At 70.0% G+C, this 15,494-nt stretch carries 14 protein-coding genes and 1 pseudogene; 13 read left to right on the plus strand and 2 right to left on the minus strand.

All coding sequences use genetic code 11. From position 1 onward, the window contains the following. Positions 1-32 precede the first annotated feature (32 nt). Positions 33-1,439, plus strand: a complete 1,407-nt coding sequence (murC, locus tag MMSR116_RS19670) for a UDP-N-acetylmuramate--L-alanine ligase (protein ID WP_010685851.1) — start codon at positions 33-35, stop codon at positions 1,437-1,439. A gap of 15 nt (positions 1,440-1,454) precedes the next feature. Here the strand turns inward: murC and MMSR116_RS19675 are convergent, their stop codons facing one another. Next, positions 1,455-1,838, minus strand: coding sequence for a helix-turn-helix domain-containing protein (locus MMSR116_RS19675; protein WP_010685850.1), 384 nt, complete (start codon positions 1,836-1,838; stop codon positions 1,455-1,457). Between the two features lie 43 nt (positions 1,839-1,881). On the opposite strand from MMSR116_RS19675, the gene MMSR116_RS19680 reads away from it, so the two are divergent. From MMSR116_RS19680 to MMSR116_RS19725, 10 genes and pseudogenes are all read left to right on the plus strand, one after another. After that, positions 1,882-2,172, plus strand: a complete 291-nt coding sequence (locus MMSR116_RS19680) for a hypothetical protein (RefSeq protein ID WP_158169069.1) — start codon at positions 1,882-1,884, stop codon at positions 2,170-2,172. Continuing rightward, entirely contained in the window at positions 2,169-3,095 is a 927-nt protein-coding gene (gene murB, locus MMSR116_RS19685; protein WP_010685849.1) for a UDP-N-acetylmuramate dehydrogenase, read from the plus strand. Before MMSR116_RS19680 ends, murB begins: the two co-directional genes overlap by 4 nt. Positions 3,096-3,206: 111 nt before the next feature. Further along, positions 3,207-4,129 (plus strand): annotated as a pseudogene (locus MMSR116_RS19690) (D-alanine--D-alanine ligase). Next, the gene (locus MMSR116_RS19695) at positions 4,096-5,049 is read left to right on the plus strand and encodes a cell division protein FtsQ/DivIB (protein ID WP_039894190.1); all 954 of its coding nucleotides are present in this window, start codon (positions 4,096-4,098) and stop codon (positions 5,047-5,049) included. Before MMSR116_RS19690 ends, MMSR116_RS19695 begins: the two are co-directional and overlap by 34 nt. A 52-nt stretch (positions 5,050-5,101) precedes the next feature. Beyond that, positions 5,102-6,424 carry a cell division protein FtsA gene (gene ftsA, locus MMSR116_RS19700; RefSeq protein WP_010685846.1) on the plus strand — a complete coding sequence of 441 codons (1,323 nt, stop codon included), beginning with the start codon at positions 5,102-5,104 and terminating at the stop codon, positions 6,422-6,424. A gap of 92 nt (positions 6,425-6,516) precedes the next feature. Further along, the gene (ftsZ, locus tag MMSR116_RS19705; RefSeq protein ID WP_010685845.1) at positions 6,517-8,253 is read left to right on the plus strand and encodes a cell division protein FtsZ; all 1,737 of its coding nucleotides are present in this window, start codon (positions 6,517-6,519) and stop codon (positions 8,251-8,253) included. 445 nt (positions 8,254-8,698) lie between these two features. Further along, complete coding sequence (lpxC, locus tag MMSR116_RS19710; protein WP_010685844.1) at positions 8,699-9,646, plus strand: UDP-3-O-acyl-N-acetylglucosamine deacetylase; 948 nt, start codon at positions 8,699-8,701, stop codon at positions 9,644-9,646. A gap of 191 nt (positions 9,647-9,837) precedes the next feature. Further along, positions 9,838-10,719, plus strand: coding sequence for an outer membrane protein assembly factor BamD (locus tag MMSR116_RS19715; protein ID WP_010685843.1), 882 nt, complete (start codon positions 9,838-9,840; stop codon positions 10,717-10,719). Between the two features lie 171 nt (positions 10,720-10,890). Next, positions 10,891-12,564 (plus strand): DNA repair protein RecN, encoded by a 1,674-nt coding sequence (gene recN / locus MMSR116_RS19720; protein WP_010685842.1) that lies wholly within the window; start codon positions 10,891-10,893, stop codon positions 12,562-12,564. A 116-nt stretch (positions 12,565-12,680) separates the two neighbouring features. Next, on the plus strand, positions 12,681-12,881 hold the full coding sequence (locus tag MMSR116_RS19725; protein WP_010685841.1) for a hypothetical protein: 201 nt from the start codon (positions 12,681-12,683) through the stop codon (positions 12,879-12,881). A 12-nt stretch (positions 12,882-12,893) separates the two neighbouring features. Here the strand turns inward: MMSR116_RS19725 and MMSR116_RS19730 are convergent, their stop codons facing one another. After that, positions 12,894-13,139, minus strand: coding sequence for a hypothetical protein (locus MMSR116_RS19730; protein ID WP_010685840.1), 246 nt, complete (start codon positions 13,137-13,139; stop codon positions 12,894-12,896). 248 nt (positions 13,140-13,387) lie between these two features. Between MMSR116_RS19730 and pstS the strand changes: the two genes are divergently transcribed. Beyond that, the gene (gene pstS, locus MMSR116_RS19735; RefSeq protein WP_010685839.1) at positions 13,388-14,428 is read left to right on the plus strand and encodes a phosphate ABC transporter substrate-binding protein PstS; all 1,041 of its coding nucleotides are present in this window, start codon (positions 13,388-13,390) and stop codon (positions 14,426-14,428) included. 85 nt (positions 14,429-14,513) lie between these two features. Continuing rightward, entirely contained in the window at positions 14,514-15,491 is a 978-nt protein-coding gene (gene pstC, locus MMSR116_RS19740; protein ID WP_010685838.1) for a phosphate ABC transporter permease subunit PstC, read from the plus strand. Positions 15,492-15,494 lie beyond the last annotated feature (3 nt).

The following is a 15,494-nucleotide window of genomic DNA, read 5'->3' on the forward strand; positions in this document are numbered from 1 at the left end:
ACCGGCGGTCCCGCCACCAGACGGTTCGACCCATGAAGCTGCCCGACAAGCTCGGCCCCATCCACTTCATCGGCATCGGCGGGATCGGCATGTCCGGCATCGCCGAGGTGATGAACAACCTCGGCTACACGGTGCAGGGGTCGGATGCGTCCGACAACGCCAATGTCCGCCGTCTCGCCGAGAAGGGCATGCGGACCTTCGTGGGCCACGACGCCAAGAACGTCGAGGAGGCGGCCCTGGTCGTGGTCTCCACGGCGATCCGGCGCGACAACCCCGAGTTGCAGGCCGCCCGGGAGCGTCGGCTGCCGGTGGTGCGCCGCGCCGAGATGCTGGCCGAGCTGATGCGCTTCAAGTCCTGCGTCGCCATCGCGGGCACGCACGGAAAGACCACCACCACGTCGCTCGTGGCGACCCTGCTCGACGCCGGCAACCTCGACCCGACCGTGATCAACGGCGGCATCATCAACGCCTACGGCACCAACGCCCGCATGGGCGCGGGCGAGTGGATGGTGGTGGAGGCCGACGAGTCGGACGGCACCTTCCTGAAGCTGCCGGCGGACGTCGCGATCGTCACCAACATCGACCCCGAGCACCTCGATCATTTCGGCTCGTTCGAGGCGATCAAGGACGCGTTCCGGCGCTTCATCGACAACATCCCGTTCTACGGCTTCGCGGTGATGTGCATCGACCACCCGGTGGTCCAAGATCTTGTCGGCCATATCGAGGACCGGCGGATCATCACTTACGGCGAGAACCCGCAGGCCGACGTGCGCCTGATCGACGTGGACCTGCGCGGCGGCCAGAGCCGCTTCCGGGTGATGATCCGCGACCGTCGCCCCGGCTACCGGATGGAAATGGAGGATCTCGTCCTGCCTATGCCCGGCAAGCACAACGCGCTGAACGCCACGGCGGCGCTGGCGGTGGCGCACGAACTCGGCGTCAAGCCGGACGCGATCCGCAACGCGCTCGCCGGCTTCGGCGGCGTGAAGCGGCGCTTCACCCGCACCGGCGAGTGGAACGGCGCCACGATCTTCGACGATTACGGGCACCATCCGGTGGAGATCAAGGCGGTCCTGAAGGCCGCCCGCGCGTCGACCGAGCAGGGCGTGATCGCGGTGGTGCAGCCGCACCGTTACACCCGCCTCCAGTCGCTGTTCGACGATTTCTGCACCTGTTTCAACGACGCCGACACGGTCATCGTCGCCCCGGTCTACGCGGCGGGCGAGCAGCCGATCGAGGGGTTCGACCGCGACAGCCTCGTGGCGGGTCTGCGCTCCCGCGGACACCGCGACGCCCGGGCCCTGGAGCGGCCGGAGGAACTTGCCGGGATCGTCGCGGAGCTGGCGAAGCCCGGGGATTACGTCGTGTGCCTCGGCGCCGGCACGATCACTCAGTGGGCCTATGCCCTGCCGGACGAGCTCGCCGCGCGGGGGCGGTGAGGGGATGACGGTGCGTCAGGGCGCGTCCGGCACGAGATCCTCGGCATCGATGCCGAGCGCCCGCGCGAGCCGTCCGTAAACCGCCATGTCCGCTGTCCATGCGCCCGCTTCAAGTGCACTGAACTCCTCCTCCGCGAGGCCGCAAGCCCTTCCCAAAGCAGCGGCCGTTTCGCCCCGGCGGGCCCGCCAGAACGCCAGCGGGCTCGGCGCCACGCGAAGAGCATCGAGGTCAGCCTCGCTGAGAAGTTCCTCCTTTCCGGCGGCCAGCCTTGCCGCTGAGTCATCGATCAGCCGAGCGTCGATCGCATCCTCCGCCAGTTCTCTCAGGCGCTCGAAGTCGGCTTCCGGCAGGATCACGATGGCCTCTCCGGCGGGCGTCTTCGTTTTGACGATCGTCAAGGACGGTGTCCTAATCGTAGATCGAGCCGCGCGGGCCGACTGCATGGACTATGATCCGATCGGGCTCGATCTTGAAGATGGCTCGCCAGTCGCCGACGCGCAGGCGCAAGCGCTTTCCATCACCTTTGAGCGCCTTCACGTTGTTGGCGAGACTTCCGGGGTCGCGTGCGTAGAGTCGGAGCTACTCACGGATCAGATCCTCGGCGTCCTTCGGCAACTGACCGAGGCTTCGCGCGGCGGCCCACGTGAAGACCAGAGCTGTGCCCGCCTCCTCAACCATCGCCTCGCGATCCCCTCACGCACGCCGGTTCTCCCGGCGCGAAGCTTAGCATGACCGCATCCCTCCACGGCCGCATCCGCGCCGCCGCGCCCGATCTCCGCGGGCGCCTGCTCAGCCATCAGCCACTGGCCGACCTCACCTGGTTCCGCGTCGGCGGGCCGGCCGAGGTTCTCTTCACCCCCGCCGACGAGGAGGATCTCGCCCGCCTCCTCGGCGCCCTGGATCCGGACGTGCCGGTGACGGTCATCGGTCTCGGCTCCAACCTGATCGTGCGGGACGGCGGCGTCCCGGGCGTTGTGGTCCGCCTCGGCGGCAAGGCCTTCGGCAGCGTCGCGATCGACGGCGATACGCTGACCGTCGGCACCGCGGTGCCGGATATGCGCCTCGCCAAGGCGGCCGCCGAGGCCGGGCTCGACGGGCTCGCCTTCTACCGCGGCATCCCGGGCTCGATCGGCGGCGCGTTGCGCATGAACGCCGGCGCGCATGGCGGCGAGACCACCGACGTGCTGGTGGAAGCCCGCGGGATCGATCGCGGGGGCGCGTTGCGCACCTTCAGCCATGCCGACATGGACTTCTCCTACCGGCATACGGACGCCCCGGAGGACGTGATCTTTACGCGCGCCCTCTTCCGCGGCCGGCCCGGCGATCGGGTTGCCATCGAGGCCGAGATGGAGCGGGTCACGGCCGCCCGAGAGGCCGCGCAGCCGATCCGCGAGAGGACAGGCGGCTCGACCTTCGCCAACCCGGACGGCGGCAAGGCGTGGCAGCTCATCGACGCCGCCGGCTGCCGCGGGCTGACGCGGGGCGGCGCTCAGGTCAGCGAGATGCACTGCAACTTCCTGATCAATACCGGTAGCGCGACCGCGTCCGATATCGAGCAGCTCGGCGAGGAAGTCCGGCGCCGCGTCCGCGACACCAGTGGGGTCGAGCTGCGCTGGGAGATCCGGCGCATCGGCCGGCCCACCGGCGCGACGTAAGAGCGGCGTTCCGGATGCGCCGGGGAGGCGGAGATACGATGCTCGGCCGCCGCAGCGACCGTTCGGGTGCGTTCAGATCCTGATTGAAGCCGATCTATTCGAGGTGCCCTGATGTCCAAGCACGTCGCCGTCCTGCTGGGCGGCACCTCCGCCGAGCGCGAGGTCTCCCTCAGTTCCGGCAAGGCCTGCGCCGACGCGCTCGAAGGGGAGGGCTTCCGGGTCACGCGCGTCGATGTCGGCCCCGACATCGCCTCGGTGCTGACGACGCTCCGGCCCGACGTGGCCTTCAACGCGCTGCACGGCCCGGACGGCGAGGACGGCACGATCCAGGGCCTGCTGGAGATCTTGAAGATTCCCTACACCCATTCCGGCGTCCTCGCCTCGGCGCTCGCGATGGACAAGGAGAAGGCCAAGATGGCGATGCGCGCCGCCGGCGTCGACGTGCCGGGGGCCGCATCGTTAACCGTCTTGAGGCCGCCAGGACACACCCCATGCCGCCACCCTACGTGGTGAAGCCCAACGCGGAGGGCTCATCGATGGGTGTGATCATCGTGCGCGACGGGCGCTCGCACCCGCCCCAGATCCTCGCCTCCGAGGACTGGACCTTCGGCGAGCAAGTCCTTGTCGAACCTTACATAGCGGGTCGCGAGCTCACCTGCGGGGTGATGGGCGACAGGGCCCTCGGGGTCATCGAGGTGAAGGCCGCCAATGGGGGCTGGTACGACTACGACGCGAAATATGCCCCCGGCGGCTCGGTGCACGTGCTGCCGGCCGAACTTAAACCAAATGTTTACCAGCGTGTCCAAGAACTGTCGTTAACGGCGCATCAAGCACTGGGCTGCCGGGGCGTCAGCCGTGCCGACCTTCGCTACGACGACACACCGGGTGGAACCGGTCTGCTCGTGGTGCTGGAGGTCAACACGCAACCCGGCATGACCCAGACGAGCCTTGTGCCGGAGATGGCGGCCCATGCGGGCCTGAGTTTCGGTGAGCTCGTCCGATGGATGGTGGAGGACGCTTCCCTGAATCGCTGAGCGGCGGCGACGCCGCCGGTCGGAGCGGCCCCGCGCGCCTCGTCGGCGCTCTCCTGGGGCGGCTCACCGGCCGCCGCGCACGCGCGCTCTCGGTTCGCCGGCTCCGCTCCGGCCAGCGCCTCAGCGAGCGCCTGCCCCGGGGTACCGGGACCGTCGCCGTCTCTCTGTCGTTCGCCGCCGCGGCGCTCGCCGGGTTCGTGGCGAGCGGGCGCTATGACTCCTTCGTGGCCGAGCAAGGCCGCCCCCTGGACATCGCCGCGCGCCTCGCCGGCTTCGGCGTGGAGCGTGTCACCATCTCGGGCATCTCGCGGATGTACGAGCGCGAGGTGCTGGCCGCCGCCGGTATCGACTGGCGCTCCTCCGTCCCCTTCCTCGACGTCGGCGCCGTGCGCGAGAAGCTCCTGCGCGTGCCGCTGATCGCCCAGGCCTCGGTCCGCAAGATCTACCCGAACGAGATTGCCATCACCCAGGTGGAGCGCGAGCCCGCCGCCCTCTGGCAGAAGAACGGCGAACTCAGCGTCATCGCGGCGGACGGCACGGTGATCGACGCCATGCGCGACGATCGCTACGCCAGCCTGCCCCTGGTGGTCGGCGAGGACGCCAACACCAAGCTGCCGGAATACCTCGCCCTGGTCGCCGCCGCCGGGCCGCTGGCCGACCGGATCAAGGCGGGGACCTACGTTTCCGGCCGGCGCTGGACTCTCAAGCTCGACGGCGTCGACGTGCGCCTGCCCGAGTCCGACCCGGCCGCGGCCCTCGCCCGGCTCGTCCGCTTCGAGCGCGAGGCCGGCCTCCTCGAGAAGGACATCATCGCGGTGGACCTGCGCATGCCGGACCGCCTCGTTGTGCGCCTGACCGAAGAAGCGGCCGCCGCCCGCGCGGAAGCCCAGAAGGCGAAGAAGAAGGGCGCGGCCAGCTGATGCCCTCGACCACGATCTCCGCCCGTCCCGCACCCCGCGTCCGGTAGCGTCAATGCACAGCCAACACGGCCTCACGCCGCGCCTGAAGCCGCTCTCCGCGCGACGCTCGACCACCCTGTCGGTGCTCGACATCGGCACGAGCAAGGTGGTCTGCCTCATCGCCGAGTTGCAGCCCGCCGAGGCGCTGACGACGTTGCGCGGCCGCACCCACCTCGCGCGCATCATCGGCATCGGCCATCAGCGCTCGCTCGGCCTGAAGGGCGGCGCCATCGTCGACCTCGCCGCCGCCGAGGGCGCGATCCGTCAGGCGGTGCACGCCGCCGAGCGGATGGCCAAGGTCGAGGTCCAGTCGGTCATCGTCAACATGTCGGGCGGCCGGCTCGCCTCCCAGCACTTCCAGGCGCGGGTGAACGTCCGCTCCGGCACCGTGACGGGCAGCGACGTCGAGCGGGTGCTCGAGACCGCGAGCGCCCACGGCGTCAGCCCCGGCCGCGCCGTGCTCCACGCGCTGCCCACCGGCTACGCCCTGGACGGGCAGGGCGCCGTGATCGATCCGTCGGGCATGATCGGCGAGGCGCTGAGCGTCGACCTGCACGTTGTCACCAGCGAGCTGGCGGCGGCCCGCAACGTGATGCTGGCGGTGGAACACTGCCACCTGGGCGTCGAGGCGGTGATCGCCACGCCTTATGCGTCCGGCCTTTCGGCGCTCGTCGACGACGAGGCCGAGATGGGCGTCTGCGTCGTCGACATGGGCGGCGGCACCACCAGCGTCGGTGTGTTCTCGGGCGGGCACCTCGTCCACGTGGACGCCCTGGCGGTGGGCGGCCACCACGTCACCATGGACATCGCCCGCGGCCTCTCCACCCGCATGGCGGCGGCCGAGCGGCTGAAGACCCTCTACGGCTCGGCCCTGTCCACCCCGTCGGACGACCGGGACATGATCGCCGTGCACGGCGTCGGCGAGGACGAGGGCGAGGCCCCGGCCCATATCCCGCGCTCGCAGCTCGTGCGGATCATCAAGCCGCGGGTCGAGGAGGTGGTCGAGCTGGTCCGCGACCGCCTGCGGGACGCGGGCTTCGCCGCCCAGGCCGGGCGGCGCGTGGTGCTCACCGGCGGCGCCAGCCAGCTGGTCGGGCTTCCGGAGGTCGCCCGGCGCGTCCTCCAGGGGCAGGTGCGGATCGGGCGGCCGCTGGGGATCCGCGGCCTGCCCGAGGCCGCCAAGGGGCCGGCCTTCTCGGCGGCGGTGGGCCTGCTGGTCTACCCGCAGGTGGCCCACGCCGAACATTTCGAGCCGCGGGGCCACAGCGCCTTCGCGGCCACCGGAACCGGGGGCTACATCTCGCAGGTCGGCCGCTGGCTCCGAGACAGCTTCTGAAGGTTTCGCATCCGCCTTCTGGCGGGTGTGTCGACGCGAATCCGGCGCCGCGGCGCCGCACGGACAGCAAGGTTAGCGAGAGGCTCGACACCATGGCCATCACACTCCAGGCGCCGGACATCCGGGAACTGAAGCCCCGCATCACCGTCTTCGGCGTCGGCGGCGCCGGCGGCAACGCCGTCAACAACATGATCGAGTCGGGCCTGCTCGGCTGCGAGTTCGTCGTGGCCAACACCGACGCGCAGGCGCTCACCTCCTCGAAGGCCGAGCGGGTGATCCAGATGGGCCTGGGCGTGACCCAGGGCCTCGGCGCCGGCTCGCACCCGGAGGTCGGCTCGGCCGCCGCCGACGAGGTGATCGACGAGATCCGCGACCAACTCTCGGGCGCCCACATGTGCTTCATCACCGCCGGCATGGGCGGCGGCACCGGCACCGGCGCCGCCCCGGTCATCGCCCGCGCGGCCCGGGACATGGGCATCCTGACGGTCGGCGTCGTGACCAAGCCGTTCCAGTTCGAGGGCATGCGCCGCATGCGCACCGCCGAGTCCGGCATCCAGGAGCTGCAGGCCGCGGTCGACACCCTGATCGTGATCCCGAACCAGAACCTGTTCCGGGTCGCCAACGAGAAGACCACCTTCGCCGACGCCTTCGCGATGGCCGACCAGGTGCTCTACTCGGGCGTCGCCTGCATCACCGACCTGATGGTGAAGGAGGGCCTCATCAACCTCGACTTCGCCGACGTCCGGGCGATCATGCGCGGCATGGGCAAGGCCATGATGGGCACCGGCGAGGCGTCGGGCGAGAAGCGCGCCAACCGCGCCGCCGAGGCCGCCATCGCCAATCCGCTCCTCGACGACGTCTCGATGAAGGGCGCCCGCGGCCTGCTGATCTCGATCACCGGCGGCTCGGACCTCACCCTGTACGAGCTCGACGAGGCCGCCACCCGCATCCGCGAGGAGGTCGATCAGGACGCCAACATCATCCTGGGCGCCACCTTCGACGAGAGCCTGGACGGCATCATCCGCGTGTCGGTGGTCGCCACCGGCATCGAGCCGGCCCTGATCTCGGCGAACTCGCCGAACAACCCGGCCATCGCCGAGACCGAGCAGCGCATCGCCGAGGTCGCCGAGCGCCTGCGCGCCGAGGCCCGCTCCCGCGCCGCCTCGCCGGTGCCGAGCATCCGCACCGAGGCGTTGGCCCCGGCTCCCGCCCCGATGCCGGCCGCGCCGCAGGCGGGCCTGGACATGCGGCCCGAGCCGCGGCCCCAGACGCATTTCGAGGCGGCCGCCCCCGTGACCCGCGACGACGTCGTCCTCGCGCCGGCTCAGCCGCGCGCCGCCGCGCCCTTCGTCCCGGCCCCTGCGCCCCATCCGGCCGAACCCGCGCAGCCGCTCCAGGCCGGTCCGTTCGTTCCGCCGCGCGCGGCCGCGCCGGCCGGCACGCCGCTCGCCCGCGCGCCGCGGATGCCGCAGATCCACGAGCTGCCGCCGATCGCCCAGACCCAGATCATGGCGAGCCGCGCGGCCGAGGAGCCCGCACCGGAATCCAAGCGCACCTCGCTGCTCCGCCGGCTGGCGACCCTCGGATCCGGCGGCCGTCGCGACGAGGCGGACGGCGCCCCGCTTCCGACCCGGGCCGCCCCGCCGGCGGCACCCCAGCCGCAGATGGCGCAGCCGCCGGCGCCGCGCGCCCCGGCCCCTCCGGCCGTGCCGCAGTACCGTCCGGCCCAGGGCAACCTGGACGCTCAGGGCCGCGTCGCGCCGCAGCCGCGCATGATGGACGACGACCAGCTCGAGATCCCGGCCTTCCTGCGCCGCCAGGCGAACTGACCGGCTCCGGATCCTGAGAAGGACCCTCAACGGCGCGGGAGCCGGCGGAGACGCCGGCTCCCGCGCCGCGTTGCAGCAACTCTGGGTTGCGATTCCGCGCACGCGCTGCCGCTTCGGCCATGCGATCGCGGCGAGTCACCTGTTGACTTGATGCATCCATGCCACAGAACGGCCGCCGGTTAGCCACGCATTAACCAACCTTTAAGCCTTTGGTGGATCAACGTTTTACTGCGGGCTGCGCGCAAGCGTGTCTGTAACACAGCGTAAGAATCCGTGATTTGGCTGCCCTGTGCGGTGCAGCTATAGAAACGTCGAGACCGAAGAGACGCGCACCAGGACACAACCTGATAGCGTGGGCAGGGGCATCAAGCAGCGGACGGATCAGCCAGTTTCCTCACCCTCCCCGTTGGGATGGTGGGACCTGATCGCGGCCTGGGGCTAAGGAATGCGAACGCATAAACAGACGACCCTCAAAGGGCCGGCGACTCTCTCGGGTATCGGGGTCCATTCCGGGAACCCCGCCGAGATCACCATCCGGCCCGCTCCCGCCAATCACGGCATCGCCTTCCTTCGAACCGGCACCACCCACGGCAACGACCGCCTGATCAAGGCCCATCACGCCCTGGTCTCCGCCACCGAGCTCTGCACCGTCCTCGGGGACGTCGAGACCGGCGCGGTGGCCACCGTCGAGCACCTGATGTCGGCCCTGTACGGGCTGGGGGTCGACAACGCCCTCGTCGAGATCGACGGGCCCGAGATGCCGATCCTCGACGGATCGGCGCTCCCCTTCGTCCAGGCGATCGACCAAGTCGGGATCGCCACCTGCGACACACCCCGGCGCTGGCTGAAGATCCTGCGCCACGTCCGCATCGAGACCGGCCGGTCCTTCGCGGAACTCCGCCCCATCGATCGGGGCTTCCGCCTCGACGTCGAGATCGATTTCGACAGTCCGGTGATCGGCCGCTCGCGCAAGGCGATGGACCTGTCGCCCGCCTCCTACCGCCGCGAGATCGCCGGCGCCCGCACCTTCGGGATGATGCGGGATGTGGAGCGCTACTGGAAGGCGGGCTTCGCCCTCGGCGCGTCCCTGGAGAACACCGTCGCGGTCGGCGAGAGCGCGGTGGTCAACCCCGAGGGCCTGCGCTTTCCGGACGAGTTCGTCCGCCACAAGGTCCTCGACGCCGTCGGCGACCTCGCCTTGGCGGGACTGCCGATCCAGGGCGCGTACCGCTCCTATTGCGGCGGCCACCGGATGAATGTCGGGGTGCTGTCCGCGCTCTTCTCCGATCGGGCCAACTACGCCATCGTCGAGGCACAGGGTTCCCGCCGCGAGACCGTGCTCTCCGAGCTGGGCGTCGGTCTGGGCATCGCCGCCTTCGCGGGCGATCTCTGAAAAGCGCCTGTGGCCTACAAGACACAGCCGGAAACCGATCCTGATCGCCGCAGCCTTGCCGCTTTCGTGCCCGAATCAAACGGCACGGTTTAACGGTCCGTGAACGGGAGGCACGGCCCGGAAGGGTCGGATCCCCCTCACGCGATGGCACGACGGCGCGGGACGGCGCCGGTTCCGGGAAAGAGCGCCAGATGCCTGTCACCATTCGTCATCGCCGGGCGGCAGCCTTCGCGGCGCCCCTCGTGGCCATTCTCGGCCTTGGCCTCGGCGGCTGCGACTTCGATCCGACCAGTATCTTCGCCGAGAAGTACAAGCCCGAGGTCGTGCCGGACGTCCCGGCCGACAAGCTCTACAGCGACGGCTTGGCCAAGCTGGAAGACAGCGACTACGACGGCGCCATCAAGAAGTTCGACAGCCTCGACAAGCAGTATCAGTATTCCGAATGGTCTCGGAAGGCGCTGCTCATGACGGCCTACGCGAACTACGAGGGCCAGAAATACGACGACGCGATCAATGCCTCGAAGCGGTACCTGCAGCGCCACCCGGCCAGCAAGGATGCGGCCTACGCGCAGTACCTGATGGCCATGTCGAACTATAAGCAGATTCCGGACGTGACCCGCGATCAGGAGCGGTCCGAGAAGGCGCTGAGCGCCCTGCAGGAGTTGGTCCAGAAATACCCGACTTCGGAATACGCCGCGGACGCCAAGGCGAAGATCCAGATCACCCGCGACCAGCTCGCCGGCAAGGAGATGGAAGTCGGCCGCTTCTACCTTGAGAAGCGCAACTTCCCGGCCGCGATCAACCGGTTCCGCGACGTGGTCTCCCGGTATCAGACGACCCGTCACGCCGAGGAGGCCCTGGAGCGCCTGACCGAGGCCTACTGGGCGCTGGGCATCACCCAGGAGGCGCAGAACGCCGCCGCGGTGCTGGGGCACAATTTCCCCGAGAGCCCCTGGTACAAGGACGCGCACGCACTTCTGGCGCAGAACGGCCTGGAGCCGCGCGAGGAGAAGTCCTCCTTCCTCTCGAAGATCTATCGCACGGTGACGGGCAAGACCGCCTCAGCCGAGTGACAGGCCGGGCCGGCGACGGCCCGGACCGCGAAGTTCCAGGGCCCGGAGCCGCCGCTCCGGGCCCTTGCCGTTCCCGCGCGCCTCGCTGCCGGTGCGACGCATTTTTGGGGTGATTCCGCGCCGCAGCGGCCTTATGTCTGCGATCCCATCCAGAGGAATCCCCGCCGCCGCATGCTGGCGCAGCTCGCGATCCGCGACATCGTTCTGATCGACAGGCTCGAACTGAATTTCCGGACGGGCCTGAGCGTCCTCACCGGGGAGACCGGTGCGGGCAAATCGATCCTGCTCGACGCCTTCGCCCTGGCGCTGGGCGGCCGCGGCGACGGGCGCCTCGTCCGCCACGGAGAGGCCCAGGGCGTCGTCACGGCGGTGTTCGACTTGGCCCCCGACCATCCGGCGCGCCGCATCGCCGCCGAGGCGGAGATCGATACCGAGGGTGATCTGATCCTGCGCCGCACGCAGATGGCCGACGGCCGCACCCGCGCCTTAGTCAACGACCAGCCGGTGGGCGTGCAGGTGCTCCGCGCCATCGGCGCGGCGCTCGTGGAGATCCACGGGCAGCACGACGACCGGGCGCTGGCCGATCCGGCGTCGCACCGGGCGATCCTCGACGCGTTCGGGGGCCTGCAGGGGCAGCTCACGAAGGTCGCGACGGCGTCCCGGGCGGTCCGCGCCGCGCGGACCGAACTGGCCGATCACCGCGCCCGCGTCGAGGCGGCGCGCAAGGAGGCCGACTTCCTGCGCCACGCCGTGGAAGAACTCGGCGCCCTCGCGCCCCTGCCCGGGGAGGAGGCCCAGCTCGCCGAGCGCCGCAGCGTCATGCAGCAATCCGAGAAGGTCGCGCGCGAGCTGAACGAAGCCCTCGACGCCGTGGGTGGCCCACATTCCGGCGTGCCCCATCTCTCGGCCGCCCTGCGCAAGCTGGAGCGCCGGGCCGCACAGCTTCCGGCCCTCGTCGATCCGTGCGTGAACGCCCTGGACGCCGCGATGGTCGCCCTGGACGAAGCTCGGGCCGTGCTGGACGCCGCGGTCGCCGAGACGGAGTTCGATCCCCGCGACCTGGAGCGGGTGGAGGAGCGGCTGTTCGCCCTCCGGGCCGCCTCGCGCAAGTACGACGTCGCTGCCGACGACCTCGCGGCCCTCGCGGAGCGCTACGCCGGCGATGTGGCGGCGATCGACGCCGGCGAGGCGGCGCTGTCGGGCCTGGAACAGGCGCTGGCGGCGGCCGAGACCGATTACGCGGAGGCGGCCGAGAAGCTCAGCGCCGGGCGGCGCCGGGCGGCCAAGCAGCTCGATGCCGCCGTGAAGGCCGAGCTGCCGCCGCTCAAGCTGGAACGGGCGCGGTTCATCACCGAGATCGCCACCGATCCGGACTCGCGCGACCCGGCCGGCACCGACCGGGTGGAGTTCTGGGCCCAGACCAATCCGGGCACCAAGCCGGGTCCGATGATGAAGGTGGCCTCCGGCGGCGAGTTGTCGCGCTTCATGCTCGCCCTGAAGGTGGTCCTGGCCGACAAGGGCTCGGCGCCGACGCTGATCTTCGACGAGATCGACACCGGCGTCGGCGGCGCCGTGGCGGACGCCATCGGGCTGCGCCTCGCACGCCTCGCGGCGACCGTGCAGGTGGTCGCCGTGACCCACGCGCCGCAGGTCGCGGCACGCGCCGACACGCACTTCCTGATCGCCAAGGCGCCCGTGAAGGGCGCCGGCCGCGTGGCGACGCGGGTGTCGAGCCTCCCCGTGAGCGAGCGACGGGAGGAGATCGCCCGGATGCTGGCGGGCGCCACCGTGACCGACGAGGCCCGGGCCGCGGCGGCGCGCCTGCTGCAGGGCGCGGATGCGTGACGGCGCGTCAACCTTAACCTTTGGTTGACGGTAACGTTTTATTAACCATTCGTGGTGAGAGTGCCGGAATCCCGGTGTTGTCGCGCATCGTGCCGGTGGATGGGCGGGAGGACGCCATGAAGCTGACGGCTGTCGAGTCCGACGGGCCTCTGCGTGCGGTTCAGCCGCAGAAGCAGGCGATCGACACGCACCGGCTCGGCAACACTCTCCGCACGGTCTACGAAGGCAGCATCGACACGCAGCCGATCACCGACGCCCATGTCGAGCTGCTCCTGCGCCTGCGCCAGAAGGAGCGGGAACTCCGCCGGGCCGGCTGATCCCGCCGGACGCTACCAGCGGCGCGCCCCCGGACGACGGCGGTACTCGGCGGCTCGAATCAGCGTCAGGATCCGATCGAGGCTGACGAGCAGTTCGGCTTCCTCGCGCCGCGCCTCCGCGACCGTATTCTGATCGGTGCTGAACTTCTGGCGCGCCTGCGCCAGGGTCAGGGCGCGCTCCACCGCCGCCCGCTCGGCGTGCAGGGCCAGCCATGCGGGATCGGCATCCAGCGCCGTATCGACCTCCTCGCCCGCCACGTCCGACCCATCCGTTCCTGCCGTTGAGAGGGATGAACGCGCAAAGGCGATGAACCGTGCCGTGCATTCCCGCAGGGCGATGTCATGCCGGTGTCATCTACCTGTCGTAACCGCCCCGCCATCGGGCGGCCGGCGCCAAGCCTCTTCGGACGATGTCCCATCCGGAGTTCGGCCGCACAGCTCAGCCGCGGGCATGGGCTTGCCGGCGGAGCGGCGCAGGCTCTCGCCCGACGGCAACGGAGATTCCCTTGAGACCCTTCGCTTACGCGCTCGCCGTCGGCCTCGCGACGGTTCAGATGGCGTCGGCGGCGCTCGCCGCCGACATCACCGGCGCCGGGGCCACGTTCCCCTTCCCGGTCTACTCGAAGTGGGCCGAGGCCTATCGCAAGGAGACCGGTTCGGGCCTCAACTATCAGTCGATCGGCTCGGGCGGCGGGATCAAGCAGATCCAGGCCAAGACCGTCGATTTCGGCGCCACCGACGCGCCGCTGAAGGCCGAGCAGCTCGCCAAGGACGGCCTCGTCCAGTTCCCCACCGTGATGGGCGGCGTCGTGCCGGTGGTGAACATCCCGGGCGTCGAGCCCGGAAAGCTCAAGCTCACCGGCGAGGTGCTCGCCGACATCTACGCCGGCAAGATCGCCAAGTGGACCGACCCGCGGATCGCCAAGCTGAACGACGGGCTGAAGCTGCCCGAGACCAACATCACGCCGGTCTACCGCTCCGACGCCTCGGGGACGACCAACATCTTCACCACCTATCTCTCCCAGTCCTCCGAGACCTGGAAGAAGGAGTACGGCGCGGCCACCACGATCTCCTGGCCGGTCGGCCAGGGCGGCAAGGGCAACGAGGGCGTGACCGCCACCGTCAAGCAGGTGCCGAATTCGATCGGCTACGTCGAATCGGCCTACGCCAAGCAGAACAAGCTCGCCTACGCCCTGCTGCAGAACAAGGCCGGCAAGTTCCCGCAGCCCGACGACAAGGCGTTCCAGGCCGCGGCCGCCAGCGCCGACTGGAAGGCGGCGCCCGGCTTCGGCATCTCGCTCACCAACCAGCCGAGCGACGACGCGTGGCCGATCACGGCGGCGACCTTCATCCTCGTCCACAAGGATCCGGCCGATCCGGCCAAGGTCGGCGACGTGCTCAAGTTCTTCGACTGGGCCTACAAGAACGGCGACAAGCTCGCCTCGGATCTCGACTATGTTCCGCTGCCCGACAACGTCGTGGCGCTGATCCACGAGGAGTGGAAGACCATCAAGGGCAAGGACGGCAAGCCCGTCTTCAACATGTGAGCGTGGCGGGGAGGAGGCTTCGACCTCCTCCCTCGCTTCTTGGACTGCACCGCGCTACCACGCCACCCTTCGCAGAGAACCGCGGATGTCCGCTTTGACAGAGACGATCGCCCTCGGCCGAACCCGTGCCACCGCCGCGCGGAAGGGACCGAGCCGGAACCTCGATGCCCTGTTCCGGGCCTGCGCGTACGGCGCGGCGCTCCTCGTTCTGATCGTCCTCGCCGGCATCCTCGGCTCGATCCTCTACGGCGGCTGGCCCGCCTTCCGCGAGTTCGGCTTCGGGTTCCTGACCTCCAGCGCCTGGAACGTCGGGACGGAGCAGTACGGCGCCCTCGTCGCCGTGATCGGCACCGTGGCGTCGGCCTTCCTGGCCCTGCTCATCGGCGTCCCCGTGTCCCTCGGGATCGCGGTCTTCCTGACGCAGCTCTGTCCGGGATGGGCGCGCAAGCCGGTCGCGATGACGATCGAGCTGCTCGCCGCCGTGCCGAGCATCATCTACGGGATGTGGGGCCTGTTCGTGTTCGCCCCGCTCTTCGCGCGCTTCGTCCAGATCCCGGTCTCGAACCTCGTCGAGGGCCTGCCGATCGTCGGCACGCTGTTCTACGCCCGGGTGCCGTCGGGCGTCGGCGTGCTGACCGCGGGCATCATCCTGGCGATCATGATCGTGCCGTTCATTGCCTCGATCGCCCGCGACATGCTCGACCAGATCCCCACCGTCCTGCGCGAGAGCGCCTACGGGATCGGCTGCACCACCTGGGAGGTGGTGCGCCACGTGCTCGTGCCGCAGGCCGCCGTCTCGATCATCGGGGCGATCATGCTGGGCCTCGGTCGCGCGCTGGGTGAGACCATGGCGGTGACCTTCGTGGTCGGGAACGCGAACCGCCTCTCGGCCTCGATCTTCGACCCGAGTTCCACCATCGCGTCGCGCATCGCCAACGAGTTCAACGAGGCGGACGGCCTCCAGCTCAACGCCCTGATGGCGCTCGGCTGCATCCTGTTCGTGATCACCTTCGTGGTGCTGATGATCGCCCGGCTGCTGACGCGCCGCGTCAAGGCCGCCTGAGGA

This window comes from Methylobacterium mesophilicum SR1.6/6 (assembly GCF_000364445.2).
Taxonomy (GTDB): Bacteria; Pseudomonadota; Alphaproteobacteria; order Rhizobiales; family Beijerinckiaceae; genus Methylobacterium; species Methylobacterium mesophilicum_A.